The organism is Peptoniphilus hominis (ex Hitch et al. 2025) (assembly GCF_040096015.1).
Classification (GTDB): Bacteria; Bacillota; Clostridia; order Tissierellales; family Peptoniphilaceae; genus Peptoniphilus_A; species Peptoniphilus_A hominis.
In genome coordinates this window covers 19376-44109 of record NZ_JBBMFO010000017.1, presented here as the reverse complement: position 1 = coordinate 44109, position 24734 = coordinate 19376, and the positions used below count along the sequence as shown (strand labels likewise).

Here is a 24734-nt window from a genome sequence, read left to right as displayed (position 1 = left end):
CATTCTTTTTTAAATTCATAACTATATTTCATAAAAATACCCTCCTTACTGGTTTGTCCAGTAAAGAGGGTACATATCATAATCTTTGTGCCGATTTTTATTTGCCTTGCAATTTGAAAAATATTATATAATATCTTTATAGATATAATAATTTGCGGAAATTTTTGTTGGATATAATAATTTGCAGAAATTTTTGTTATATAATTATTGGCAAAAAATTTATTTACAAAATTTTAAAAGCTACATAAAAAGGAGGGTTCTATGAAAAAATATTTTTTACTTTTAATGGCGTGCCTAATGTTTGTACTTCCTGCTTGCAATAAGACAGGTCCAAGTGAAAATAAGGTTGAAAGCAATTATCCACCCATGGTTAAGGTTAAGGGCAAAACCTATGTTGACACAGGCTATGAAAATGCCATGGTCACATGTGGCACTGCAGATGGTCAAATAAAAACTACTGTTGATGGGAGAGAGATGCCTAGTAAGGACGATGAATCTAATTTTGGCAAGGGCTATGACTACCAAGTTTGGGAGAAGGGCTATATAAATGTTCAAATTGACAATAGGTGGATTTTATTTAGGGACCTTGACCTAAAAGTTGAAAGCAGAGAAATTCCTGAATGGGTTGCTCATTTTACAGGCAGGGTAATAAAGGCAGAAAGTGATTCACTTATGGTTGAAGCGACTGACATTGACGATAGATTTTATTTTAAAGAAATAATGACAAAGCCCATTTCTCTATCAATTGAAAATTTAGATAATTCTAAAGATGGAAAAGTTACTACAGAAGGTCTTGAAGGTAAAACTGTTGAAGTTTATTTTGGCGGAGAAATTAAAAATATTGAGCCGGAAAATTCTGCGCCAATTTTTCTCGAAAATATTTATAGGATTATTGTGAAGTAAAAATCTTTTTTTAAGAGAAATTTTTATAATAAGAGTTAAATACATTTTACAAATACACTTTAGCATATTATAATCTTAATAATTAGTATTTAATTTAGTGAATTTTTAAGGAGAAATAAATGGATTATAGAAATGGATATAAGGACACAATAAAGGCGAGAGAGAGAATTAGGGATTATGTTTATGACACACCTCTTATTAGGCTTGACTATATTTCCGAAGCTTTAGGTACTTCTGTCTACGCCAAGATGGAAAATATGCAAAGGACAAATTCTTTTAAAATTAGGGGAGCTTTAAATAAGGTTAGAAAGCTTTCCACTGAAGAGCTAGAAAAGGGTGTCGTAACTGCTTCTTCTGGCAATCACGGCAAGGCAATTGCTACTTGTGCCAAGATGCTTGAAATTCCCGCAAAGATTGTCTTGTCAGATACTTCTACTGAATTAAAGAGGCAGATGATAAGGGATCTTGGCGCTGAAGTTGTAATTACAACAGCGGAAAAAAGATTTGAAGTTGCAAAAGAAATTTCTGAAAAAGAAGGCATGACTTTTATTCATCCCTTTGACGATTTAGATGTGTCTGAAGGTCAAGGCACTATAGCTGTTGAAATTTTAAATAAGATGGATCACTTGAAGATGATTGTGCCCATTGGTGGCGGCGGACTTATTTCTGGCATTGCCATGTACACTAAGGGTGTAACTAGATGGGCTGAGGTAATTGGTGTTGAGCCAGAAAATGTGGCAAGATTTACTGCTTCTTTAAAGGAAGGAAGACCAATTGATGTCGAAAGAGGAGAAACTCTTGCTGATGGACTTCTTTCTGTTAAGCCTGGTAATCATGTATTTCCAATTGTAAGAGATCTTGTTGATCATGTGGTAACTTGCCAAGATAAATATATTAAAAAAGCCTTGGATTTGTTGTATAATAAAGAGAAATTAATTGTTGAGCCATCTTCTGCTATTGGTCTTGGAGCAATCCTTGAGGGCAAAATAAAATATGATGACAGGGACAAGCTGGTTCTAATCATCACAGGGGGCAATGTGGAAGCCAGCTCAATTGAAAAAATAATTAATTCATAAGGGAGGAAGCTATGAGGGATTTTATTTGTAGCAAATTTAATAAGGTAGCACCATCAGGTATAAGAAAGATCAACGAAAAAACTATTGAAATGGAAAGAGCTGGCAAGAAAATTTACCATTTTGAAGTTGGTAGACCTGATTTTGATACTCCAAAGGTGATTAAGGATGCAACTATAAAAAGCATTGAGGCAGGAGATGTTTTTTACACTTCAAACTTTGGCATTATGCCACTAAGAGAGGCTGTGGCTGAAAAACTTAGAGATGAAAATAATTTGGACTATTCTGCCAAAGAAATTTTAATAACTGCAGGGGCAAGCGAGGCAATTTACGATACTTATTCTGTAATTTTAGAAGAAGGCGACGAGATCCTTCTTCCAAATCCATGCTGGCCAAATTATGTAAATATTGCCCACATTATGAAGGCAAATCCTATTAGATACAGCTTAGCAGAAGAAAATGATTTTCAAATTGACTTTGATGAGCTAGAAAAACTTGTCACAGAAAAAACTAAGGCTATGGTAATTATCACTCCATCAAACCCAATTGGTTCAATGCTTTCTGAGGAAACTCTTGAAAAACTATCTGACTTTGCCAAGAAAAAGGACCTACTTATAATTGCCGATGAAATTTATGAACAAATTGTATATGGAAACAAGGAACATATCTCTATGGCTTCAATTGATGGAATGAAGGAGAGAACTATTACTATTAATGGTTTTTCAAAAACTTATTCAATGACTGGCTTTAGACTTGCTTATATTGCAGCGCCAGAAGAATTTATTAGAGTTTTAAATATTGTCCACCAACACAACACTTCTTGTGCAACTTCCTTTGTTCAACATGCAGGCATCACAGCCTTAAAAGAAGGAAGAGAAGGCGCAGAAGAAATGGTTAAGGAATACAAGAGAAGACGCGACTACATTGTAGAAAGAGTAAATTCTATTGAGGGACTTAGCTTAAATGCTCCTGACGGTGCTTTTTATGCCTTCATTAACATCAAGGGTCTTGGAGTCTCTTCAGAAGAATTTTGCCAGTATCTTCTCGACGAAGAGTGCGTTGCCATAGTTCCAGGCACTGTCTTCGGAAGTGCAGGAGAAGGCTTTGTAAGATTTTCCTACGCATCTTCTTATGAAGACATTGTTGAAGGTCTAAACAGGGTGGAAAAAGCCTGCAAGCACTTCATGAATAAATAATATTTTTGAGAATGAGAAAATTTTTAATAATACTTTTAAATGTTTTAATTTTTGCAGCGGCGTCAATTTTACTCTCACGGACTGAAAAAAATGGCGATTTGATTTTAAGAATAATTTATTCTGTGGCCCTCGTGAAGGCAGGATTTAATATAACAAAAACATTAAAAAATGAGTAGGTTCAAAAAGAGCCTACTCTATTTTATTTGCATAAGTTTTTAAAAATATGCCAACGACTTTGTGAAATCTTGCCATGTCAGTTATATAGGCATAGTCGTTGCCATAAATCTTTTTGATGTTTGTACTTTCTGATTCTTCGCCAGTGAAGACTCCAAAGCTGTTGATGCCCTTTAGTCTTGTGAGTAGCACTTCCTTTGATGTGTCCATTACTGCCTCATCCTCTTTATAATTTTCTCCAGGAATTTTTGAGGCGCCAACTATACCAATGTCGATCTCGTCAAAGGGAAGGCCGTCTGTTAAAACTATTAAAAATCTTCTTGCGTCCTGATTTTTTGAAATCAATTGGCGCATAAATTTTATTGCAAGTCCATCTCTATTAGACCCACTTGGTGAATACTTGAAGATGTCCTTGTTCTTGGAAGATGGGTCCTTGTAGTCCCTGTATTTTTTTATGACCAGATAATTGTAAAAATTATTGTAGGAAAAAATTCTAGTTTTTATCTTAAGGCTTGTGAGAGCCTCTGCTATGATGTAGCTTTCTGTTGCCACAATTTCCTTTCTGTCATTTTGCGATGCAGAGGAGTCAAGGAGGATGTCCACGAAAATTTCGTTGGAGTCCTTTCTATTTATTTTTCTAAAAATCCTGTTCTCATTTAATTCCTTTGACTTCCAAATTTCTGATGGAATAATTTTTCCTGAATTTGATTTTACTATTTCATCTTCAGATTCCTTTAAGAGGGAATTTCTTATGACGCCGGCAAGCTCACGAATGGCTCGCTGATTTTGAAGCTTGTTATCTTTATAAAATTTTAGGTTATCCTGGTAATTGTTTTTTTCTTCCTGGGCGAAGTAGGAATTTTTATTTTTAAATTCGCCGCTGGGAAAATATAGTTTTATGTCTCTGTGTATGCCTGTGGAAATTTCCTCAGAAATTTTATCAGACACATACCTCTTTACCTTTTCTGCACCGTAGTGTTTTTCCAGGGCTTCATAAATATTTTGGTCGCCAAAATTATTTTTTAAGCTATCTTCCCTTACATTGATGTCCCTGTAATCGTCGTTAAAAAAAGTAAACTCTGCAGATTCAATGTTGTACCTCTCCAGGAAGGTATTGTCTACAAACTTTTTTCTCTTGTAGGGGGAATTTTTTTTGGAAGATGAATTGGACTTGGCTTCCTTTTTAAATTCCTCATAGGTCTCGTCAAGGTCCTTGGGAAGATTTTTATTAATGTGAAAATATTTTTTGAAGAGATATTTTAAGAAATCGAGGTACAAAAAGGTGTCTTTTTCCTTAAAATTATAAATTTCACCTAGCATCTCTTCCAAAACTCTTTGAATTTTTGGATACTTGCCTCTTTCTTTTCTGATGTAGCCAATTTTAAGCTCCACTGTCAAAATAATTTCTCGTCTATTTAAATTTTTTAAGATTTCTTCGTCATGAGACTTTTTAAAATCAAGGGTGCCAGGTCTTTCCAAAATCATTTCCTGAGAAAAAATATTTTCCATTATGAGTTTTGAAATTTCCCACAGGTCTTTTTTGTTGTTTAAATTATTTACATATTTTTTGAAAAAATCATCAATAAGATAAAAATCAAAGTGCCTTGATCCATAGCCAAGTATAGAAGCCTCATAGGCGTCCACTGGTTTTAGGGAAAAATTAAAAATATCAAAATCGTAAAAATCTGAAAGAGTCCAAAAAATATTTTTTAGTCTATTTTCATCTCTCAAATAAATCAGCTCTCTTAGTGTCCCTTGCAAAGAGGGTGTCAATTACATCTGTGACAATTTCTCTCTCATAGGAGTCAAAAGTCTTATCCACAATGCCAAGCTCAAGGGAATCTCTTATACCTAGGCCCCTATTCATGAGCTCAATAGAAGAAAGAAGTCCACGAAGGTCAATTGCCTTGGAAGAAATTTCTGAATTTAAAGATTTTTCTTGCAAGTCTAAAAATAATTTTGTGAAAATTTTTATGGCGCTATCCTTTAAATTTGTATTTTCTTTAAACAATTTTGCCAAGTCACTTTCTGCAATTGTTGGCATGTCGATTACTAAAAATCTTGAGACAAGAGCCTCGTTAAGATCACGAGTGCCAATGTAGCCGTAGTTCATTGTGGCAATAAATCTCGTTGCATCGTGAAGATTTAGTCTGTCATAGCCAGAAATATCTAGGACTCTTCTGTAATCAAGAGTTGAATGGACAACAGAAAGGGCTTCGTTTTTTGCCATATTTATTTCGTCAAAAACTGCAAAGCCACCTTGCTCTGCTGCCTCATATACGGGACCCTTCTTAAGAGTTACTTTGTTGTTCTTAAAGGTATCAGAGCCAATTAAACTTGATGGATCTGATGCAATGTTAAGAGAAACTGTCCAAAGGGGTCTCTTAAAGAGGTAGGCAAGATTTTCTGCCAATACATTTTTGCCTGTCGCCTTTGGTCCGGATAGAAGGATGTTGTCGCCAGATAAGATGGCAGCAATAGCCTTCTCCCAGGTTTTTTTGCCATAATATTTATATTTTATATTTGGAATTCTATATCTATAATCTTCATTTAAGTCGTGTTTTTCTATAAATTCGTCTACTCCCTTAAGTAGATCTTCTGAAACGCCTTGTGAAAGTAAAAACTCTCTCATTTCATCACCTCAAATGTATTATAACAAAAAGGTGGATTATGTGTGGACAATAAATTTTGTAAAAGGAAGATGTTACTGTTATAATGTAATAAAGAATAAAGAATAAAGAATGAAGAATGAAGAATGAAGGGAGAGATAGCCGTGGCTTTTACATCTAAATCATTTATTGCTTTAATTTTAGGCTTTGGGGTCTATGCAGGAATTATTGTACTTATAATTTTGGCAATCCTCGCACTAATAAAATACTTAAAAAAATAGTTTTGTATAAGGAGGTAAATCTATGAATAAAGAATTTGCAGGTTTTATGTACTTGGTTCTTACATTTTCAGTGCTATTTAGAGTAGCAATTTTTATTCTTATAATAGTTTTAATCCTTGCCCTAATAAAATACTTAAAAAAATAAAACCCTAGAAGGGTTTAAAAATAAAAAGGATATGGTATAATATAGATAAAGAGGACACCGTTAAAGACGGTCGCCCTGCAGTATGATTTATGAAACCACCTGTAGTGACGATACAGGTGGTTTTTTCTAACTACTTATTTTTACAAAGTGTTAGGATGGCGATTATAAGTGTAAAAAACTTAAGCATTATACTTAAAATTTCATAATCACTCATAAAAGCACCTCCCAATAATTAAATTGGGCGACCATCTGTATGTCCTCAAGTACATTATACATATTTTACAAATTCTCATCAATTGGTTAGCAACAATTATAAAAAAATAAAACCCAAGCAGGGTTTAAAAATAAAAAGGATATGGTATAATATAGATAAAGAGGACACCGTTAAAGACGGTCGCCCTGCAGTATGATTTATGAAACCACCTGTAGTGACGATACAGGTGGTTTTTTCTAACTACTTATTTTTACAAAGTGTTAGGATGGCGATTATAAGTGTAAAAAACTTAAGCATTATACTTAAAATTTCATAATCACTCATAAAAGCACCTCCCAATAATTAAATTGGGCGACCATCTGTATGTCCTCAAGTACATTATACATATTTTACAAATTCTCATCAATTGGTTAGCAACAATTATAAAAAAATAAAACCCAAGCAGGGTTTAAAAATAAAAAGGATATGGTATAATATAGATAAAGAGGACACCGTTAAAAGCGGTTGCTCTAAGTTGATATTTATTAAATACCACTTGTAGTGCAATACAGGTGGTATTTTATTTCATGCTATTTCTTATTAATAAACAGGGCTAATATAGCAATAATCAAACCAATAATTTTTAGCACAATGCTTAAAATCTCAAAATCTGACATTGCAATCACCCCCTCTACTATAAAAGTAAAGAGCTACCACCTTAGTATGTCCTCACTAACATTATACATATTTTACAAATTCCCATCAATAATTAGCAACAATTACTAAAAAATAAAACCCAAGCAGGGTTTAAAAATAAAAAGGATATGGTATAATATAGATAAAGAGGACACCGTTTATACCCATTCGGGCACAAGCGACGGTTTTCCCTGAGGCAAATTATAAAAACCTACCTATCAGCGAAAATACAGGTAGGTTTTTTATTTTCTATTTCTTATTTTGAAATAGGGTAACAATAGCAATAACCAACATAAAAATTTTAAAAATTACAGATAAAATTTCATAATCAGTCATTCTATCACCCCCAATCTACGTTAGATTAGGGAAAACCATCTGCCTGTACCGTCTAGTTGATGTCCTCATACCTATTATAATCTTTTGAAACAAATCAATCAATTCACTTTACTTTAATGCTCAAAAAGCTTGAACTTATTTTTCCTTATGGTATAATAAAAAAAACTAAAAAAGACAATAATTGAGAATAGTAATTTTAGAAAGTTTTTTAGAGAGCAGGTGGTTGGTGCAAATCTGTAAACTCATAAAATGAATCCACCTCATAGTCTATGAATTTTTAAGTGAACCATTTGGTTAATTAGGGTGGCAACGCGGGTCTCTCGTCCCTTTAGGGATGAGGGGCTTTTTTTAATTTAAGGGAGGATTTATGTTAGACATTAAATTTGTAAGAGAAAACCCAGAAGCAGTAAAGGAAAACATTAAAAAGAAATTCCAAGATGACAAACTTCCACTAGTTGACGAAGTTATAAAAATCGACGAAGAACTTAGGGAAGCTAAGACTAAGGGCGACAACCTTCGTGCAGAAAAAAATCAAACTTCAAAAGAAATTGGTGGCTTTATGCAAAAGGGCGAAAAGGACAAAGCCGAAGTAGCTAAAAAAAGAGTTGCTGAAATAAATGAAGAAATCACAGAACTTGAAGCAGCTGAAAGAGATCTTGGCGAAGAACTTAAGAAGAGAATGCAAGTTATTCCACAAATGATTGACGACTCAGTGCCAATAGGAAAGGACGACAGCGAAAATGTTGAACTTGAAAGATTTGGCGAACCAGTAATTCCAGATTATGAAGTACCTTATCATGTTGACATCATGGAAACTTTTAACGGAATTGATTTAGATTCTGCAAGAAATACTTCTGGCGCAGGTTTTTATTATTTAAAGGGCGACATTGCAAGACTTCATTCTGCAATTTTATCTTATGCAAGAGACTTTATGATAGACCGTGGCTTTGAATATCACATTCCACCATTTATGATTAGATCAGATGTTGTTACTGGCGTAATGAGTTTTGCTGAAATGGAAAATATGATGTATAAAATCGAAGGCGAAGACCTTTATCTAATTGGTACATCTGAACACTCAATGATTGGTAAATACATCAACACAATAACTCCAGAAGAAGAAATGCCTCTTGCACTTACTTCTTATTCTCCATGTTTTAGAAAGGAAGTTGGAGCTCACGGCATTGAAGAAAGAGGAGTTTACAGAATTCACCAATTTGAAAAGCAAGAAATGGTTGTAATTTGTAAACCAGAAGATTCAAAGGAATGGTTTGTAAAATTGTGGAAGAACACAGTTGACTTCTTCCGTTCACTAGAAATTCCTGTAAGAACTCTTGAATGTTGTTCTGGTGACTTGGCAGACTTAAAGGTTAAGTCCCTTGATGTTGAAGCCTTTTCTCCAAGACAAAATAAATATTTTGAAGTTGGCTCTTGCTCAAACCTTGGCGACGCACAAGCTAGAAGACTTAACATCAAACTTCGTGGCAAGGATGGCACATATCTTGCTCACACATTAAACAACACTGTAGTTGCACCACCAAGAATGTTAATTGCCTTCTTAGAAAATCTTCTACAAGAAGATGGCAGCGTAAAAATTCCTAAGCCACTACAAATGTATATGGGCGGCATGGAAAAAATTGTGCCAAAAAATAAATAAAATTTTCTAAAAAAGACTTGAATTAATTTTATTTGGGTAATATAAACTTAGATTGTTTTAGGCAAAATAATTTGATATAATTTATTAGCTTTGGGGAGTAACTTTTAAATTTTCAGTCGTCATTACGGCATAGCCCGGCTGGAAAGCTTATTATTAAGTTTGTGAGACCGATGTAACAATCGGTCTCTTTTTTATTAAATATTTTTATTTTGCATTTATAAGGAGGAATTATGGAAAAAAATTGGTATAATCAGTCGCCTGATGAAGTCCTAAAAAATCTTTCCACCACAAAGGAGAGGGGACTAAGTGAAGATGAAGCCAAAAAAAGGCTAGAAGAGTATGGGGAAAATGCTCTAGCAGAGGAAAAGAAAAAAACCTTTGGCGAAAAACTAAAGGAACAATTTTTTGACCCAATGATAATTATTTTAATTGCAGCAGCCCTTGTTTCTATTTTTGTTGGTGAAGGTCTTGATGCAGGAATTATCATTGCCATTGTTATTGTCAATGCCTTTCTTTCAATTTATCAAGAGGGCAAGGCAGAAGAGGCCATTGCAGCCTTGCAGAAGATGTCTTCACCAAAGGCTAAAGTAATAAGAGATGGCGACCATGAAGAGGTAGACTCAAATAAATTAGTGCCTGGTGACATCATCCTTCTTGAAACGGGGGACATTGTTCCAGCAGATTTAAGACTAATTGAATCATCAAATTTAAAAATCGATGAGTCTTCACTAACTGGAGAATCTGTGGCAGTTGAAAAACATTTTGATCAAGTTTATGAGAGCAAAATGGAAATTGGCGACAGGGAAAATTTAGCATACTCATCAACTATTGTAACTTACGGAAGGGGAATGGGAGTAGTTATTGAAACTGGTCACAAGACAGAAATTGGTAAAATCGCAACTTCTATTGCTACAGTTGGCGATGAGCAAACTCCACTTCAAAGAAAGCTTGCCAAGCTTTCAAAGACTCTTGGAATTTTAGTAATAGTTATCTGTGCAGTGGTAATGGGAGTAGGCTTACTATATAAGCACGACCCACTAGATATGTTTATGACTGCAATTTCACTTGCAGTTGCAGCTGTGCCTGAAGGGCTACCTGCCATTGTTACAATTGTACTTTCCATTGGTATGGGCAAGATGGCAGAAAAAAATGCCATAGTTAAAAAACTTTTGGCAGTGGAAACTCTTGGTACAACAACAGTAATTTGTTCCGACAAAACTGGTACACTTACACAAAATGAAATGACAGTTGTGAAAGTCTTTACTGACGGTCATGTCTATGATGTATCAGGAACTGGCTACTCTCCAGAAGGAGATGTTACTAAAAAAGATAAAATCGTAACAATTGATGATGACGAAAACCTAAAAATCCTTTCATCCATAGCAGCTTTAACTAACGACGCAAAGTTAAAGGTAAAGGAGGGAGATGCCTCCATCACTGGAGACCCTACTGAAGGAGCCCTTCTTACCTTTGCAGAAAAAGCAGGCAACGGACTAGATAAACTTTATAAAAACTTTGACAGATTGGAAGAAATTCCCTTTGACTCTGACAGAAAGATGATGACAACCTTCCACGACAAAATTTTTGAGGGCATCGCATCCTTTACCAAGGGCGCACCTGATGTTGTACTTGAAAGATGCGAAAAAGTTTTAATTGATGGAAAAGAAGTTGAACTTGACGAAAAATTAAGAAAAGAAATTTTAGAAAAGAACAGCGAATTTGCAAGGTCAGCCCTAAGATGCTTAGGTTATGCCTATAGAAAGCACAGCGACATGCCAAGTGAAATTACATCAGAATCCATAGAAAAGGACATGGTCTTTGTTGGACTAACTGGAATGATTGACCCATCAAGACCAGAGGCAAAGGCAGCCATAAAAGAATGTAAATCAGCTGGCATTAGACCGATTATGATCACTGGCGACTACCTTGAAACAGGACTTGCCATAGCCAAGGACCTTGGCATTGCTGAGCGTGACGACCAGGCAATAATGGGTAGAGAACTTAACGAAATGTCTGAGGCAGAACTTAGAGAAATCGTAAAGGAAAAATCTGTCTACACTAGAGTTTCACCAGAAAATAAGGTTCAAATTGTTACAGCCCTAAAACAAAATGGTCACATCACAGCCATGACTGGCGACGGCGTAAATGACGCACCGGCAATTAAAAAGGCAGACATTGGTATTGCCATGGGAATTACAGGCACAGATGTTGCAAAAAATACTGCAGAAGTAATTTTGACAGACGACAACTTTGCCACAATTGTAAACGCAGTTGAAGAGGGAAGAATAATCTATTCCAACATCAAAAAATTCGTGGCTTATCTTCTTTCTTGTAACTTGGGAGAAGTCCTAATAGTTTTAATTTCAATTTTGATGAACTTGCCAGTGCCACTAATTCCAATTCAACTACTTTGGCTTAACCTTGTGACAGACTCCTTCCCAGCTCTAGCACTTGGAGTTGAAAGAGGAGAAGCTGACATAATGAATGAGCCACCTCGCGACCCTGACGAGCCAATTCTGGACACAGAAATAAAAATCACAGTTGCAATTCAATCTATTGCCATAACTGTGGCAACACTTCTTGCATACCTAGTTGGACTTAAGTGGTATGGACAAGCGGAAGGACTACACCACGCAAGGACAATGGCATTTTCAACACTTATTATTTGTGAGCTTCTAAGAGCCTACTCATCAAGATCAATTGACAAAACTGTCTTTGAAATTGGAGTTTTCACAAACAAAAAATTAGTGTTTGCGACTCTATTTTCTTTCATGCTAATGCTAGTAGTAATTTATGTGCCAGTATTAAACGATGCCTTTGGACTCATGGACTTAGGACCAAGAGAAATAGCAGTAGTTCTTGGATCATCACTTATACCACTAGTAGCTGGAGAAATTCAAAAGAAAGTAAGATTTAAGAAAAATAAATAATATAATTTTAAAGCCGACAGGGAAAATTCTCTGCCGGCATTTTTTATTGGAAAAAATTTTTTAAAAGCCTTGACAAAGTTATTTGACGGGACTATAGTGTAAATATAAAGTATACACACTTAAAATTCAAGAAAAGGAGTTTGAGAGATATTATGAAAAAAGATTTAAAAATTTTTATTGGAATATCATTTATAATTCCCTACTTAATGGGATTTGCTATTTACTATTGCAAGCAACACAATATAGAAACAAATATTTATCCTTTACTTCAAATGTTCATTCCATTTTTAGGTGTAATTGCATTATTGCATAAAGAAGACAAAAATATTTTAAAAATTTCTGTCATTAGAATATATTTAGTGACAAGTATCATATTATTTGCACTTTCAATAATAAATATTTTCAATCCAGAATTTAGTAAATTTTCTGAATTTGTTATTTTATTTTCAGCTATTCCAATGATAATAGCTATTTCAACTATGGATAAAGAGGTTAAAAAGAAATTATCTCTAAACAATCCAAATAAAAAGATGACGCTTTTAATGTGTTTAATTTTTATTTTTATATATTTTTTAAGATTATTTATTGGTTGCATTTTAGAAGGAGAAATAATGGAATTTGTAGAAGTCTTTAATCTTCATAGTTTAAAAGTTTTTATTTCCATTATTATTTTCTCTTTTTTAAACATTATGCCTTTTATTGGAGAAGAATATGGTTGGAGGGCATATTTAGCACCAAGACTAAAAGAAATTTATGGCCTTAAAAATTCTATTCTACTTACAGGTTTTATTTGGGGAATTTGGCACTTGCCCCTCAATTTATTTTATTATTCAGATGGGCTCTTGACATCACAAATTTATTCTATACTTGTACAACTTGTATTTTGTATATTTTTAGGGATATTTTTAACTTATGCTTACAATAGGACAAAATCAATTTGGGCTCCTGTTATGATTCATTATTTAAACAACAATCTTGCCCTACTATTTGTCACAGATTTTTCTAAAGATATATTTTCAGGACAACATTATGATTTAAAAGGAACTTTATTTTCAATAGTAAGTTCAATAATATTATTTGGAATTTTCATATTTTCAAAGTATATAAAGGATGAAGAACTTTGGGAAAAATCTGTATATGAGAAAATTAAAGAATCTTAATTATTTTGTTCTTTTAAAAATTATTACAGTATTTAATACAAGTATTGTGTAAAAGCAAAAATATAAAGTATATACACTTAAGGGTGGTGTGATATGAAAATTATTATTTCAAATGACTCTGGCATTCCAATTTACGAGCAGATAAAAAATCAAATCAAGGCTCAAATCGTTGCTGGAGATTTAAAAGCTGACGAAGGACTTCCTGGCATGAGGACTCTTGCCAGTGACCTAAAGGTTTCTGTCATAACGACAAAGCGTGCCTACAATGACTTGGAGCAAGAGGGCTACATTTATTCCATGACGGGCAAGGGGTCTTTTGTGAAGAAATTAAATGAAGAAGTGGTGAGAGAAAATGCTCTTGCAGAGATAGAAAAACATTTTACTGACGCAATGACTGTTGCTAAGGCTTCTGGAATTGGCATAGATGAATTGCAAGAAATTTTAAAGACATTAGATGAAGTGGGTGAAGTATGAAAGTAATAGAAATAAAAAATTTGAAAAAAGAATTTAAGGACTTTGACCTTAATATAGACAGTTTAGAAATTCCAGAGGGAGCAGTTATAGGACTAATTGGGGAGAACGGTGCAGGCAAGACAACACTACTTAAATGCATCTTGGACCTCTATAGGTATGATGGGGACATAAAAGTTTTTGGAGAAAAAATTCACAAGGAAAGCTTTGAAAAAATTGGGGCAGTGATACCTGACTCCTTCTTTAACGATACCTTTAAGATAAAAGATGTTGTGGACATTTTAAAAGTTGCCTACAAAAATTTTGATGAAGAAAGATTTTATGACTGTGCAGATAAATTTAAGATGCCAAGGGACAAAAAATTAAATGAACTCTCTACAGGTAACCTGATGAAGCTGAAAATTATTTCTGCAATTTGCCATAAGCCAGAATTATTAATTTTTGACGAGCCAACTTCTGGACTTGACCCAGTTATTCGCGACGAGATCATTGAATTTTTATTCGACTACATGAGAGATGGGGACAGGACAATTCTATTTTCATCACACATCTTGTCTGACATAGAAAAAATTGCCGACTATATAATTTATATTCATGGGGGAAGAGTAATCTTATACGACGAAAAGGACGCCCTCATAGAAAAGTATGGAATCTTAAAAACTTCTGAAGAAAATTTAGAAAAATACGGCGATTTTATTCTAAAGACAAGAAAAAATAAATACTCAACAGAAGCTTTGATAAAAAATGTCCAAGTTTTTAAAGAATTTTATCCAAATGAAGTTGTTGATAAGGTAAATGTGGAGGACATAATGATATTTTTATCAAGAGGTGGACAATGAAAGCAGTATTAATAAATGAGTGGAAAATATTTAAGTATTATTTTTTAGCTTCTATCCTAGGATTGGTATTAATATTCTTAATTTTTATTAATAATATGGAATCAGATAACAGGTTTTTTATTTATTGCATAGCGATTGTTACTTATACACTGAGAGGTCAAATTATATTTGGTGATAAGTATAGTGATATGTGTAAGTTTCTAACAATGCCAGTTTCTATTAATGACTATACCCTTGGAAAAATCATGAGGAATATAATTGTTTATGTAATAACATCGACAGCATTTTTTTCTTTAGTAATTTTTAAAGAAAATATTACAATGGAAATTATAAAAAGATTTATATTTTATTTTTTAGCAATTGATTTTAGCTTAATGAGCATCTTCCACGTAATTTTTTCAAGATATCAAAAACCTTTTATTTTTATAATTTATATGATATCAGTTTTAATAGTTGGGCTTCCAATGCTTAGATACACCAAGTATCTTTTGAATTACAAAATAATTTTTATAATTCTTTCAATAGTCTTACCACTAATTTCAGTTTTTATGGATTATAAATTCTCATCAAAACTTTTAAAGGAGAATGAGATAGTATGAAAGCAGTATTAATAAATGACTTTAAACTTGTAAAGAATATTGCCCTACCAATTGTTATATTCATTACTTCCATACTTTTTATTGGCTTTTTGATAACAGGACAAGCCTTCAGCAGATTTTTTAGTCAATGGACTCTTACAATGATATTTATCATTAGGGCACAAGGTGTTTTTGGGGATAACTTCAAAGATTTTCAAAAGTTCATGACTATGCCAATATCTATTGAGGACTATTCTCTTGCCAAGATAATAAAAAACCTAATTATCTTTGCAATTACTTCCCTTGTTTTGTTAATGGGAATAATTATTAGTGCTGATGAAGATAAAAATTTTATGATAAATCTTTATCTAAGTATATTTATTGCCCTTGACTTTATGGCACTTAGCCTTAGTCACATTGTTTTTACAAAATATAAAAAGGGAATAGTTGTATTTCTTTACACTATTTTGATTGTAGGCTTAGGAATATTTTTTGGCATGACCTATGCAGCCTATTACGAAAATTTATTAAACTACAGACCTGCCTTTATAGTAGGATCAATAATAATTTGCATCTTGTCCTTTAAGTTAGACTACAAGTTTTCCACAAAATATTTAAGGGAGAGGGGAATCCTATGAAATTACTTTTACTAAATGATTTTAAAATTAGAAAAAAATTTATCATAGCCTATTTCATATTTATTGCAATGATATTTTCCCTAAAGAGTCTTGGACTTTTCTATGAGGAATTTACTTTCTTTGCAGACAAGGCCTTTGCCCTATTATTTATGTCAGCTCTCCTAGTTCACTATGTCCTATATATAATATCCAGCGAAGGAATGATAGTGGACAAAAGCAAGCCCTACCTTTTGACTCTTGGTGCAAGAAGAGCTGACCTTATAAATGTAAAATTCCTAAAGATACTTATGATTTTTATAATGGATTCAATATTAATTTTTTACATCATGCGAGAAGTTGAAATAAATGGAATTGACTTTAGGATAGGATTCTTTTTTGTCTTATTTATAATGGCATACTACCTTATAAGTATTCCAATCTATCTTTACTTTGGACAAACAAGTGGTCTTGGAACATTGTTTACATCATCGCCTGCTCTACTTCCCTTGCTTGACAAAATTGGAAAGAATCCCGCAGGATTTTTCGTTGGCATAATAAAAAGAACAAGTTCTCTTAAATTGACTTTATTCTTACTTGCCTTTGTAATAACAATTTATATAATCTCTCGACTACTAGGAGAGAGAAAAGATTATTAATAGAGAAAGACTTTTGAAGTCCCACTTCAAGAGTCTTTTTTTTCTTATTTAAAAATTATTTTTCACAGAAAAAAATTTATCATCTTCCTACCATTTGCCTTTCAATGTGATAGAATAAAAAATGTATTTTATATGAGGAGGAAAAAATGGAAACAAATTCAAGTTTTTTAGAAAAGACTTTTTCTCTAAGTGAGAGAAAGACTAATGCCAAGACAGAATTTTTGGCAGGACTTACAACTTTTATGACCATGTCCTATATTCTCGTTGTAAATCCAAATATGTTATCAGAAACTGGAATGGACAAGGGTGGAGTTTTCACTGCCACTATTGTAGCATCTATTATTGCCATGCTCTTTATGGGCTTATTCGCAAACTTGCCCTTCGCACTTTCAGCAGGTATGGGACTTAATGCATTCTTCACATACACAGTAGTCCTTTCCATGGGTCACGACTGGTCCTATGCACTTACTGCAGTATTCTTAGAAGGTGTCATCTTTATAGTGATGAGCTTTTTCAACATTCGTGAGGCAATATTTACTTCTATACCAATGTCACTTAAGAATGCAGTATCTGTTGGTATAGGCTTATTTATAACCCTAGTTGGACTTACGTCAGCAGGAATTATTGTAAATAACGACGCAACTCTTGTTGCCCTCGGAGAAATTGCATCAAGACCTTCAGTAGTATTTATAGTTTCACTAATGGTTATGGCTCTTTTAACAGCAAAAAATGTCAAGGGTGCACTTTTATATGGAATAGTAACGGGAACTGTCCTTGCACTTATTTTAGGAGTTACACATCTTCCAGGAGGAATGTTATTTTCACTTCCACCATCACTTGCTCCTGTTGCCTTTAAACTTCACTGGGGGGATTTATTTACCTTTGACATGTTTTCAGTAATGTTTACATTTTTATTTGTAGACTTATTTGACACAGTGGGAACCCTAACTGGCGTTGCCACAAAGGCAGGCTTAATTGACGAAGATGGAAATCTTCCGGGAGTTGGTCGTGCCCTTTTATCTGATGCCATTGGTACAGTTGTGGGAGCACTTCTTGGAACATCTACAGTTACAACTTTTGTTGAATCAGCATCAGGTGTAGCTGACGGAGGTAGAACAGGACTTACATCACTATCATGTGCCTTCTTCTTCCTCTTATCACTATTTTTATTCCCAATATTTTCTATTGTGCCAGCCCAAGCAACATCAGCTGCCCTAGTAATGGTAGGACTATTTATGATCAGTCCAATTAACCAAATAAAATTAGACGACTACACAGAATCAGTGCCAGCATTTTTGACAATGGTTACAATGCCCTTTGCCTATTCAATTGCAGAAGGCATTTCAGTTGGTATGATTTCCTATGTAATATTAAAAGTAGCAACAGGTCGTGGCAAAGAAGTTAGCCCTGTAATGTATATCTTGGCACTTATTTTTACACTTAGATATTTAAGACCAATACTAGCTTTTTAATCTTTAAAGACTCATTTATTGAATTGTTTAAGCCCCTTTAGTATAATTAAAGTATTAAGGGGGCGTTTTTAATGAAAAAAATGTTTTTATACATACTTATGACTTTTACGCTTTTTATAAATGTTTTTGCAGCTGAAGACATTCAAGTTGTCTTGGAGCAACCTGCTCTTTCTGAAGTGAAGAGTGGCGACTCTTTGAAGTACAATTTAATTGTCAATTTGCCAAATAATTACAAGGAAAAATATTCATCTTTCTCTGTTACTCTTTTGTTTGACAAGGCAATTGAGGTTAAGGGCACAAAGCTTTTAGAAGGAGAAGAGTCTCAAGGTAAACTTGACATTAGAGAGACGTCTATTAAGGGCAAGGACCAAAATATTGTCACTATAAATGCCAACGACCTTTCTGTCATCAAGGGTGACAAATTAAATCTTGAAATCGACACTAGGGTTAAAAATGATGTTGGTTCAAGCTCCAATCTTAAAAATTCCTTTGTCCTAAGTTTTGTGGACAAGGCTGGAGAAACAAAGAGCGACCAAAAAAACCTTGAGTCTTCTACTAAGACGCAAAATGGCGTTCTTTCTATAAAGGATGTCTACGATGGCTCTAGTGAAATTGTTGGAGTGACTGAAAAAAATGCCATGGTTAGACTTGCCATTGACAAAAAAGTTGTTGCCAACGCTATTTCTGATGGGGAAGGCAATTTTAAAATTGAAAATTTAGATTTGAAAGAAGGTTCTTTAATTAGAATTGTTGCTGCAAATAAGGAAAAAGAGGCGAGCTTAGATTATATTGTCAAGGCAAAGCTTGAATCAAAGAAATCCACTGAACTTGTTAATGACAACAACGATGAAAAGGAACTTTACAGCATTATTAAGACTCTTGAAAAGTTGACAGATTATGTTGATTTTGCAAAAAATCTTTCAACAGCCAAGGCAAGCATTCAAAATGAAAGAAGAATTCGCGCTGCCATTGCATCAGCTGAATATGTTGTTGTAAAAAGTGAAGTGTCCTCTGATGAAATAAATAAATCCTTTGAGGAACTTCAAAAGTCCATTGAAGTAATTAGACTTCCATATATGTCAGGTATTGCCAAGGATAAATTCGCTCCCGACGAAAAAATCACAAGGGCTGAAGCTGCTTCAGTTCTAAAAAGGGTAATAGATGACAAGGCATCTGCCAATGATATTTCTTCCTTTAGAGATTTAAAGGAAAGCGACTGGTTTTACGACAATATTGTCTTTATAGAAAAGGCTGGTTTAATTTCTGGCTATGATGATGGAACTTTTAGACCAAGGGAAGCCATGACAAGGGCACAATTTGCCAGCATGATGGCAAATTATTTGAAGCTTCCAATGGGCAATAATCCCATTGACTTTAAGGATGTAAAGGAAAACTTCTGGGCAAGAGATGCCATTAACACACTTTCAAGTCAGGGCATCATGGTTGGTAAATCTAAAAATGAATTTAAACCAAATGATAAGATCACAAGGGCAGAGGCTGCCACAATTTTTAACAAAGTTTTAGATAGAAAGATAAACAAGTCTTTCTTAGATAAATATTCAAAGAACCCATTTAAAGATATAAACAGAAAACATTGGGCCTACTATCAAGTAATAGAAATCACAGCAAAATAAGGAGAGAGGAAGAAAAAATGTCAGATATTAAAGTAAGATTTGCACCATCACCAACAGGTTATTTACACATTGGTGGACTAAGAACTGCCCTATACAATTATTTATTTGCCAAGAAAAATGGCGGCAAGTTTGTTTTGAGGATAGAAGATACAGATAGGACAAGATATGTGGAAGGTGCCATAGAAAACCTAATTGAATCCCTTGAATGGGCAGGCATCACTCACGATGAAGGTGTCTTTGTAAAAGATGGAAAGATAACAGATGTAGGCGACTGCGGTCCTTACATCCAATCAAACAGACTAGAAATTTATCAAAAATATGTTGATGAACTAATTGAAAAGGGCTTTGCATATTATTGTTTCTGTTCCAAGGAAAGACTAGATAATCTTCGTGAAGAACAAAGAATTAAGGGAAAAGTGCCTAAGTACGATGGACTTTGCCGTGGCATTCCTCTTGAAGAGGCAAAGAAGAGAGTTGCAGCAGGGGAAGATTATGTTGTTAGACTAAAACTTTCTAAAAATAAGGATATAACTTTTCACGATGCAGTTCGTGGAAAAGTTACAATAAACACAGACGAAATTGACGACCAAGTTTTGATGAAATCTGACGGATTCCCAACTTATCACTTGGCTGTAATTGTTGATGACCACCTAATGGGCATCACTCACATTGTAAGGGGAGAAGAATGGCTACCATCAACTCCAAAGCATGTCTTTATGTATGAATGTTTTGGCTGGGAAGCGCCAGAATTTGTTCACCTTCCAACAGTTTTAAATAAGGACAGAAAAAAACTTTCCAAGAGACAAGGTGATGTTTCCGTTGAAGACTTTAGAAATAGAGGATATTTGCCTGAAGGAATTGTAAATTACCTTGCCCTTGTTGGTTGGTCACCAGAAGATGGGGAAGAAATTATGACAATGGATGAATTAATAGAAAAATTCTCCTTTGAAAGAGTAGGGAAGTCTGGAGGAATTTTTGACACAGACAAGTTAAACTGGGTTAACTCTCACTATATGAAGTCCTACGATTTAGATAAGTTAGCTGAGCTTTCAATTCCATTTGTGACAAAATCAGGACTATTGACTGAAGAGGAAATTAGAGGAAACTTTGAATGGTATAAGATTTTAATTGACACAGTGAGAGAAGCTTGCGACAAGTTAGAAGACATACCAAAGCACATTGACTTCTTATTTGGCGACATTGAAATAACAGAAGATTCAGCTAAGGAAGAACTTGGGCAAGAACATGTGCCTGGGCTTTTAGATTCCTTTATAAAAATTGTAGAATCTCATGATGAAATAGACATGGAAACTGCCAAGGGACTAATGAAAGAGGTGCAAAAGGATTCTGGAGTAAAGGGCAAAAAACTTTACATGCCAGTAAGAGCTGCCATCTCAGGAAATGTTCACGGACCAGAAATGCAAAATATTATTTATCTTTTAGGAAAAGATAAATTAATTGAAAGAGCAGAAAAAATTAAAAATTCACTTTAATTTGAATTAGATAAAATTAAATTATGTATAAAAAATAAGAGGGGAGATAAGTAAATCTTCCCTCTTAAAATTTGCCATAAAAACAAAACTAAAACTATTCTTTAAAAGAACTATACAATTTAGAAACTTCAACAATAATAAGTATTCCAATAATTATGGAAATTATTTGTGTGATTAAAGTTATAATTTGGATTAAAGTAAAAATAGAAAAATTAAAATTATAAAATATGCTTAATTCTTTTGTGCTAAGACCAAGATAATTAATCAATAAACTCCAATTTGGAAAAATTGAAAAATTTTCAGAGATTAATCCAAAACAGTTTACAAATAACAAGTAATAGAAACACAAAAATCCGATTTTAATTATTTTCTTTTTTTTAATCATTTGAAATCAGTCCTCTTATTTTTTATGAATTTCTTGTATAAGCTTGAAATTATTTTAAAACTCCAAACTCATAACCTCTGTCTTTAAAATATTTTATTACAGAGCTTAGGGAATCGGCTGTAAGCTGCTTATTAATTGCATCATGGGCAAGGACAACTGCAATTTTTGTATTTTTATTTTCATTAAGACTTTTATCAAGATAAGATACAAAACCATTTACTGTAGTTGGTCTCACAGATTTTTTTTCTGCATCGCCGACAAGTGAGTTCCAGTCAATCCAGTGTATGCCATTAGATTCCAAGAGGGCATTACTTGCCTCTGTGTTTTGCCAAGACATTTCGCCGCCAGGATACCTAAAGACGCTGGAGTGAAAGTCAGGTCCTAGAATATTTTTTAGCCTTTCATTAGTTTTTGCAATTTCTTCATAAACTCTTTCAGGGCTAACTACTCTTCCTGGATAGAGATAGTCGTAGTCGTGACTAAAGGAGTGGGTGGCAATGGCATTACCATTTCTTAAAATTTTGCGAACTTGACCTGCAGTCTTATCTCCAATGGACTTGCCTACTAAGAAAAAAGTAGCACGAACATTTTCTTTTTTTAGTATATCTAAAACTTGTGGAGTTATAGTATTGTTTGGTCCATCGTCAAAGGTTAAAAATACAATTTTTTTGTCGCCGCCATAATTATTTTTTTTGATGTATTGGCGAATTTCCTTTGTGTCGTAGGCATATTTGTCAGCTTTCTTCAAGTGATTTGAGCCCTTAACTATAAATTCATCTTCCATGCGAAGTAGAGGATCTAGTGCTACATTGGAAATATATTCAGGATCGTAATAGTATTTTCTCGGTCTGTCCTTATTAATTTCATTGGCATAGTACCACATAAGGGCAGGAGAAATTTCATCCTTTGGTTTGTTTATTGCAGAAAAGATCTTTGAAAATATAAAAATAAATATTAGGGCAAAAATTGAAATAGAAATGGTCTGTCTTATTCTCTTTCGCCTTCTTGCTTTTTGCCTTCTTAATTTTTTTCTCTTATCATAATTTGAATTCTTATTTGCATAAGCCTTTGCATCGTATTTTGTTTGGGTCATAAAAAACCTCCCACTGATAATATACATCAGTGGGAGTAAACTTGCAATTACAAAAGAATTACAATTACTTTATTGAGTTATAGATAAGGTATAAAATTTCCTCAAGACTTGGTTCTTTATCTGGATTTATTTCCTTATCAATGTAGCCAAAGCCCTTGGCAATAATATAATAATTTTCATAGTCGCCTAGGGATTTTTGATTTTTAAAGATGTCCTCCTTAAAAATTCCCTTGGCCTTTGTGAAGTCCTCAAAGCTCTTGTATATTACTAAAATTTTTATGGCATCTTTTTCAGAAATTTTCTTGTCTTTTACTTTATCCCCATCTAAATCATAGCGATCAAAGTCGTAATAGTCACCTTGGTATCTTCCATTAAGGAGACTTAAAAATTCCTTGTAAGTTATTTTGTCAGCTAATTTTTTGCCAATAGTTCCAATTTCCATGTCCTTTAAAGAATTTATTGCATCCTTATCCCTTGCCTTATCAAAGTCTTCATAGGATATTTGTTCCTTAAAGTTAACTATATTTCCAAATTTGTCTCGCAAAATTTTATCTTCGCCAACTAGAGGCACAATATTTTTTATTTTTCCATAGAGAAGCTTAGGACCCTTTTCAGTCATTTCATACTTTAGGCCAAAGTTTTTAGAATTTAGATAAATTTTATTTGCCTCATCCTTTGTAAGAGCTATATCTTTTGCCTTCTTAAAATCTGCTGTTGAAAAATCTTTTTCATAAGTTACAACATTTTTCTCGTCGTCAACAGCAATAATTAAGGCTTCACCTAATACAGGAAGAGAGTTAACATACCTTGGTATGTTAAGGATAGTAAGGTAGTCAAATTTCTTTACATCAATTTTTCCTAAATTAAGTTCAGTCTTGTCGCCATATTTTTCTAGGAAGTCAAGGGCAATTTTTTTAGCTTCTTCATCAGTGACCTTAGTCTTGACATCTCTTTTGTCATTCCAAATATCTAAGCCCACTAATTTTAAAGTCTTGGCATTTAATACAAGGCTGCCAGGATTTTTTTCATTTTCAAGATTTATTCTGTAATAATAATTATCCTTGTCGGAAGTTAGGGAAATACTTTCAACTGTATAAGACTTGCCTACAATTTCAAGAGCCTTACTTTTTGCCTCTGACTTTTTCTTTAAATCCTTAAGGCCGTCAATTTTTTTCACTTCAACTTCACTTAAGGCACCTGAATCCTTTGCCTCTTCTTTAGTATAAGGCGTGTAGGGATCTCTTAAATTATTTTTAAAAACCTTACCCGTAAGGGCATCAATATCCACTACATCACTTGAAAAAACTTTTTCTACAGACTTGCCATTCCTAGTCACCTTGTAGGAGAGAGTGAGGGGCGATTGTTCTAAAAATATTTTTTCTGCATCTTCAGGACTAATTTTTGCCTCCCCCTTAAAGTCCTTGTCCCTTAAAAATGTTATGGCATAGGATTTATCTCCCATGAGAATTATGTCACTTATTTCGCCTGTCTCAGATGAAAAGCTTACATTCAAATAATTATCAGCAAGAGGAAGTCCAGCTAAAAGTCTTTGATAAGTTAGCTCTATATAATCACTGCCAGGACGGAGACTATAATCGGATAAAATATATTTCTTGTCAAAATCCTTTATTGCCTTCTTTAAAATATTTTCTGCAGCCTTTAGAGCGTCATCCTTTGAATATTTTTCCTTATTATTTTGCTCCTCAGATCTTGTCCACTTATTATAGGAAATAAATTCTCCATCGCTAGTGTAGGAGACGCTGACCTCGCCTAGCTTTTCGTCAGACCACCTGTAAGTTGTGATGGACTTATTTTTTATGAGCTTATTTAAGTAGTCACTTCCACTATCACTATTCATTGGGTCACTTGAAATAGTAAAGCTTTCATAATTTCCAGTGATGCTAAAAATCTTTTTTATTTCTTCAACTTTTTTCTTTTCAGCCTCTGTCACTTCAAGGGTCACTGCCTCATCTGTTTCAATATATTTGGAGCCCTCATTTACTGCAAGGTCTCTATTTACACTGGCATAACTTGTGCTTGTAAGTAAAAGTAAAGTGCTTGCTAAAATTAATTTCTTATTCATATTTTTCTCCTTATTAAAGTCTTAAAGTTATTATGTAAAAAAAGAAGAGGCCTCTGCCTC

At 33.8% G+C, this 24734-nt stretch carries 22 protein-coding genes and 1 other annotated feature; of the genes, 16 read left to right on the top strand and 6 right to left on the bottom strand.

What is annotated here, in order from left to right; translation table 11 throughout:
* Positions 1-261: 261 nt before the first annotated feature.
* The 3 genes from WMO19_RS06255 (at position 262) to WMO19_RS06245 (ending at position 3172) form a co-directional block, all read left to right on the top strand.
* Positions 262-903: a hypothetical protein gene (locus WMO19_RS06255; protein ID WP_349170792.1), complete on the top strand. Its 642-nt coding sequence runs from the start codon at positions 262-264 to the stop codon at positions 901-903.
* A 119-nt stretch (positions 904-1022) separates the two neighbouring features.
* Positions 1023-1979 carry a threonine ammonia-lyase gene (locus tag WMO19_RS06250; protein ID WP_349170790.1) on the top strand — a complete coding sequence of 319 codons (957 nt, stop codon included), beginning with the start codon at positions 1023-1025 and terminating at the stop codon, positions 1977-1979.
* Positions 1980-1990: 11 nt separating this feature from the next.
* Positions 1991-3172: a pyridoxal phosphate-dependent aminotransferase gene (locus WMO19_RS06245; RefSeq protein ID WP_349170789.1), complete on the top strand. Its 1182-nt coding sequence runs from the start codon at positions 1991-1993 to the stop codon at positions 3170-3172.
* 189 nt (positions 3173-3361) lie between these two features.
* On the opposite strand, the gene WMO19_RS06240 is transcribed toward WMO19_RS06245, so the two are convergent.
* Both WMO19_RS06240 and WMO19_RS06235 read right to left on the bottom strand, forming a co-directional pair.
* The gene (locus tag WMO19_RS06240; RefSeq protein WP_349170787.1) at positions 3362-5077 is read right to left on the bottom strand and encodes a hypothetical protein; all 1716 of its coding nucleotides are present in this window, start codon (positions 5075-5077) and stop codon (positions 3362-3364) included.
* Entirely contained in the window at positions 5067-5978 is a 912-nt protein-coding gene (locus WMO19_RS06235) for an AAA family ATPase (protein WP_349170785.1), read from the bottom strand. Before WMO19_RS06235 ends, WMO19_RS06240 begins: the two co-directional genes overlap by 11 nt.
* Positions 5979-6101: 123 nt before the next feature.
* On the opposite strand from WMO19_RS06235, the gene WMO19_RS06230 reads away from it, so the two are divergent.
* Complete coding sequence (locus tag WMO19_RS06230; RefSeq protein WP_349170783.1) at positions 6102-6236, top strand: hypothetical protein; 135 nt, start codon at positions 6102-6104, stop codon at positions 6234-6236.
* A gap of 22 nt (positions 6237-6258) precedes the next feature.
* On the top strand, positions 6259-6381 hold the full coding sequence (locus WMO19_RS06225; RefSeq protein ID WP_349170781.1) for a hypothetical protein: 123 nt from the start codon (positions 6259-6261) through the stop codon (positions 6379-6381).
* A gap of 130 nt (positions 6382-6511) precedes the next feature.
* Here the strand turns inward: WMO19_RS06225 and WMO19_RS09905 are convergent, their stop codons facing one another.
* Both WMO19_RS09905 and WMO19_RS09900 read right to left on the bottom strand, forming a co-directional pair.
* The gene (locus WMO19_RS09905; protein ID WP_353963051.1) at positions 6512-6595 is read right to left on the bottom strand and encodes a putative holin-like toxin; all 84 of its coding nucleotides are present in this window, start codon (positions 6593-6595) and stop codon (positions 6512-6514) included.
* A gap of 240 nt (positions 6596-6835) precedes the next feature.
* Complete coding sequence (locus WMO19_RS09900) at positions 6836-6919, bottom strand: putative holin-like toxin (RefSeq protein ID WP_353963051.1); 84 nt, start codon at positions 6917-6919, stop codon at positions 6836-6838.
* Between the two features lie 855 nt (positions 6920-7774).
* Positions 7775-7937: a binding site (T-box leader), on the top strand.
* A gap of 36 nt (positions 7938-7973) precedes the next feature.
* On the opposite strand from WMO19_RS09900, the gene serS reads away from it, so the two are divergent.
* The 11 genes from serS to gltX all read left to right on the top strand — a co-directional run bounded on the left by serS (position 7974) and on the right by gltX (position 21113).
* Positions 7974-9263, top strand: a complete 1290-nt coding sequence (gene serS / locus WMO19_RS06220; RefSeq protein WP_349170779.1) for a serine--tRNA ligase — start codon at positions 7974-7976, stop codon at positions 9261-9263.
* Positions 9264-9493: 230 nt separating this feature from the next.
* Positions 9494-12193 (top strand): cation-translocating P-type ATPase, encoded by a 2700-nt coding sequence (locus WMO19_RS06215; RefSeq protein WP_349170777.1) that lies wholly within the window; start codon positions 9494-9496, stop codon positions 12191-12193.
* A gap of 152 nt (positions 12194-12345) precedes the next feature.
* On the top strand, positions 12346-13353 hold the full coding sequence (locus WMO19_RS06210) for a CPBP family intramembrane glutamic endopeptidase (RefSeq protein ID WP_349170775.1): 1008 nt from the start codon (positions 12346-12348) through the stop codon (positions 13351-13353).
* A 93-nt stretch (positions 13354-13446) separates the two neighbouring features.
* Positions 13447-13827, top strand: a complete 381-nt coding sequence (locus WMO19_RS06205; RefSeq protein WP_349170773.1) for a GntR family transcriptional regulator — start codon at positions 13447-13449, stop codon at positions 13825-13827.
* Positions 13824-14663: an ABC transporter ATP-binding protein gene (locus WMO19_RS06200; RefSeq protein WP_349170771.1), complete on the top strand. Its 840-nt coding sequence runs from the start codon at positions 13824-13826 to the stop codon at positions 14661-14663. The genes WMO19_RS06205 and WMO19_RS06200 overlap by 4 nt, the downstream gene beginning before the upstream one ends.
* A complete protein-coding gene (locus WMO19_RS06195; RefSeq protein WP_332086631.1) occupies positions 14660-15262 on the top strand; it encodes a hypothetical protein in 603 nt (200 codons plus the stop codon). The genes WMO19_RS06200 and WMO19_RS06195 overlap by 4 nt, the downstream gene beginning before the upstream one ends.
* Positions 15259-15879, top strand: coding sequence for an ABC-2 transporter permease (locus WMO19_RS06190; RefSeq protein WP_349170770.1), 621 nt, complete (start codon positions 15259-15261; stop codon positions 15877-15879). The genes WMO19_RS06195 and WMO19_RS06190 overlap by 4 nt, the downstream gene beginning before the upstream one ends.
* Positions 15876-16514 carry a hypothetical protein gene (locus tag WMO19_RS06185; protein ID WP_349170768.1) on the top strand — a complete coding sequence of 213 codons (639 nt, stop codon included), beginning with the start codon at positions 15876-15878 and terminating at the stop codon, positions 16512-16514. Before WMO19_RS06190 ends, WMO19_RS06185 begins: the two co-directional genes overlap by 4 nt.
* A 146-nt stretch (positions 16515-16660) precedes the next feature.
* Entirely contained in the window at positions 16661-17986 is a 1326-nt protein-coding gene (locus WMO19_RS06180) for an NCS2 family permease (RefSeq protein WP_349170767.1), read from the top strand.
* Between the two features lie 71 nt (positions 17987-18057).
* Positions 18058-19620 carry an S-layer homology domain-containing protein gene (locus WMO19_RS06175; RefSeq protein ID WP_349170765.1) on the top strand — a complete coding sequence of 521 codons (1563 nt, stop codon included), beginning with the start codon at positions 18058-18060 and terminating at the stop codon, positions 19618-19620.
* Between the two features lie 17 nt (positions 19621-19637).
* A complete protein-coding gene (gene gltX / locus WMO19_RS06170) occupies positions 19638-21113 on the top strand; it encodes a glutamate--tRNA ligase (protein ID WP_349170764.1) in 1476 nt (491 codons plus the stop codon).
* Positions 21114-21547: 434 nt separating this feature from the next.
* On the opposite strand, the gene WMO19_RS06165 is transcribed toward gltX, so the two are convergent.
* Together WMO19_RS06165 and WMO19_RS06160 are read right to left on the bottom strand one after the other, a co-directional pair.
* On the bottom strand, positions 21548-22591 hold the full coding sequence (locus tag WMO19_RS06165) for a polysaccharide deacetylase family protein (protein WP_349170763.1): 1044 nt from the start codon (positions 22589-22591) through the stop codon (positions 21548-21550).
* Positions 22592-22655: 64 nt separating this feature from the next.
* The gene (locus tag WMO19_RS06160; protein WP_349170762.1) at positions 22656-24674 is read right to left on the bottom strand and encodes a YcdB/YcdC domain-containing protein; all 2019 of its coding nucleotides are present in this window, start codon (positions 24672-24674) and stop codon (positions 22656-22658) included.
* Positions 24675-24734: the final 60 nt, after the last annotated feature.

What these genes read in the sequence shown, in the direction of transcription:
- WMO19_RS06255 (WP_349170792.1), top strand. Translation starts at nt 262, where the DNA reads ATGAAAAAATATTTTTTACTTTTAATGGCGTGCCTAATGTTTGTACTT.
- WMO19_RS06250 (WP_349170790.1), top strand. Translation starts at nt 1,023, where the DNA reads ATGGATTATAGAAATGGATATAAGGACACAATAAAGGCGAGAGAGAGA.
- WMO19_RS06245 (WP_349170789.1), top strand. Translation starts at nt 1,991, where the DNA reads ATGAGGGATTTTATTTGTAGCAAATTTAATAAGGTAGCACCATCAGGT.
- WMO19_RS06235 (WP_349170785.1), bottom strand. Translation starts at nt 5,978, where the DNA reads ATGAGAGAGTTTTTACTTTCACAAGGCGTTTCAGAAGATCTACTTAAG.
- WMO19_RS06230 (WP_349170783.1), top strand. Translation starts at nt 6,102, where the DNA reads ATGAAGGGAGAGATAGCCGTGGCTTTTACATCTAAATCATTTATTGCT.
- WMO19_RS06225 (WP_349170781.1), top strand. Translation starts at nt 6,259, where the DNA reads ATGAATAAAGAATTTGCAGGTTTTATGTACTTGGTTCTTACATTTTCA.
- WMO19_RS09905 (WP_353963051.1), bottom strand. Translation starts at nt 6,595, where the DNA reads ATGAGTGATTATGAAATTTTAAGTATAATGCTTAAGTTTTTTACACTT.
- WMO19_RS09900 (WP_353963051.1), bottom strand. Translation starts at nt 6,919, where the DNA reads ATGAGTGATTATGAAATTTTAAGTATAATGCTTAAGTTTTTTACACTT.
- serS (WP_349170779.1), top strand. Translation starts at nt 7,974, where the DNA reads ATGTTAGACATTAAATTTGTAAGAGAAAACCCAGAAGCAGTAAAGGAA.
- WMO19_RS06215 (WP_349170777.1), top strand. Translation starts at nt 9,494, where the DNA reads ATGGAAAAAAATTGGTATAATCAGTCGCCTGATGAAGTCCTAAAAAAT.
- WMO19_RS06210 (WP_349170775.1), top strand. Translation starts at nt 12,346, where the DNA reads ATGAAAAAAGATTTAAAAATTTTTATTGGAATATCATTTATAATTCCC.
- WMO19_RS06205 (WP_349170773.1), top strand. Translation starts at nt 13,447, where the DNA reads ATGAAAATTATTATTTCAAATGACTCTGGCATTCCAATTTACGAGCAG.
- WMO19_RS06200 (WP_349170771.1), top strand. Translation starts at nt 13,824, where the DNA reads ATGAAAGTAATAGAAATAAAAAATTTGAAAAAAGAATTTAAGGACTTT.
- WMO19_RS06195 (WP_332086631.1), top strand. Translation starts at nt 14,660, where the DNA reads ATGAAAGCAGTATTAATAAATGAGTGGAAAATATTTAAGTATTATTTT.
- WMO19_RS06190 (WP_349170770.1), top strand. Translation starts at nt 15,259, where the DNA reads ATGAAAGCAGTATTAATAAATGACTTTAAACTTGTAAAGAATATTGCC.
- WMO19_RS06185 (WP_349170768.1), top strand. Translation starts at nt 15,876, where the DNA reads ATGAAATTACTTTTACTAAATGATTTTAAAATTAGAAAAAAATTTATC.
- WMO19_RS06180 (WP_349170767.1), top strand. Translation starts at nt 16,661, where the DNA reads ATGGAAACAAATTCAAGTTTTTTAGAAAAGACTTTTTCTCTAAGTGAG.
- WMO19_RS06175 (WP_349170765.1), top strand. Translation starts at nt 18,058, where the DNA reads ATGAAAAAAATGTTTTTATACATACTTATGACTTTTACGCTTTTTATA.
- gltX (WP_349170764.1), top strand. Translation starts at nt 19,638, where the DNA reads ATGTCAGATATTAAAGTAAGATTTGCACCATCACCAACAGGTTATTTA.
- WMO19_RS06165 (WP_349170763.1), bottom strand. Translation starts at nt 22,591, where the DNA reads ATGACCCAAACAAAATACGATGCAAAGGCTTATGCAAATAAGAATTCA.
- WMO19_RS06160 (WP_349170762.1), bottom strand. Translation starts at nt 24,674, where the DNA reads ATGAATAAGAAATTAATTTTAGCAAGCACTTTACTTTTACTTACAAGC.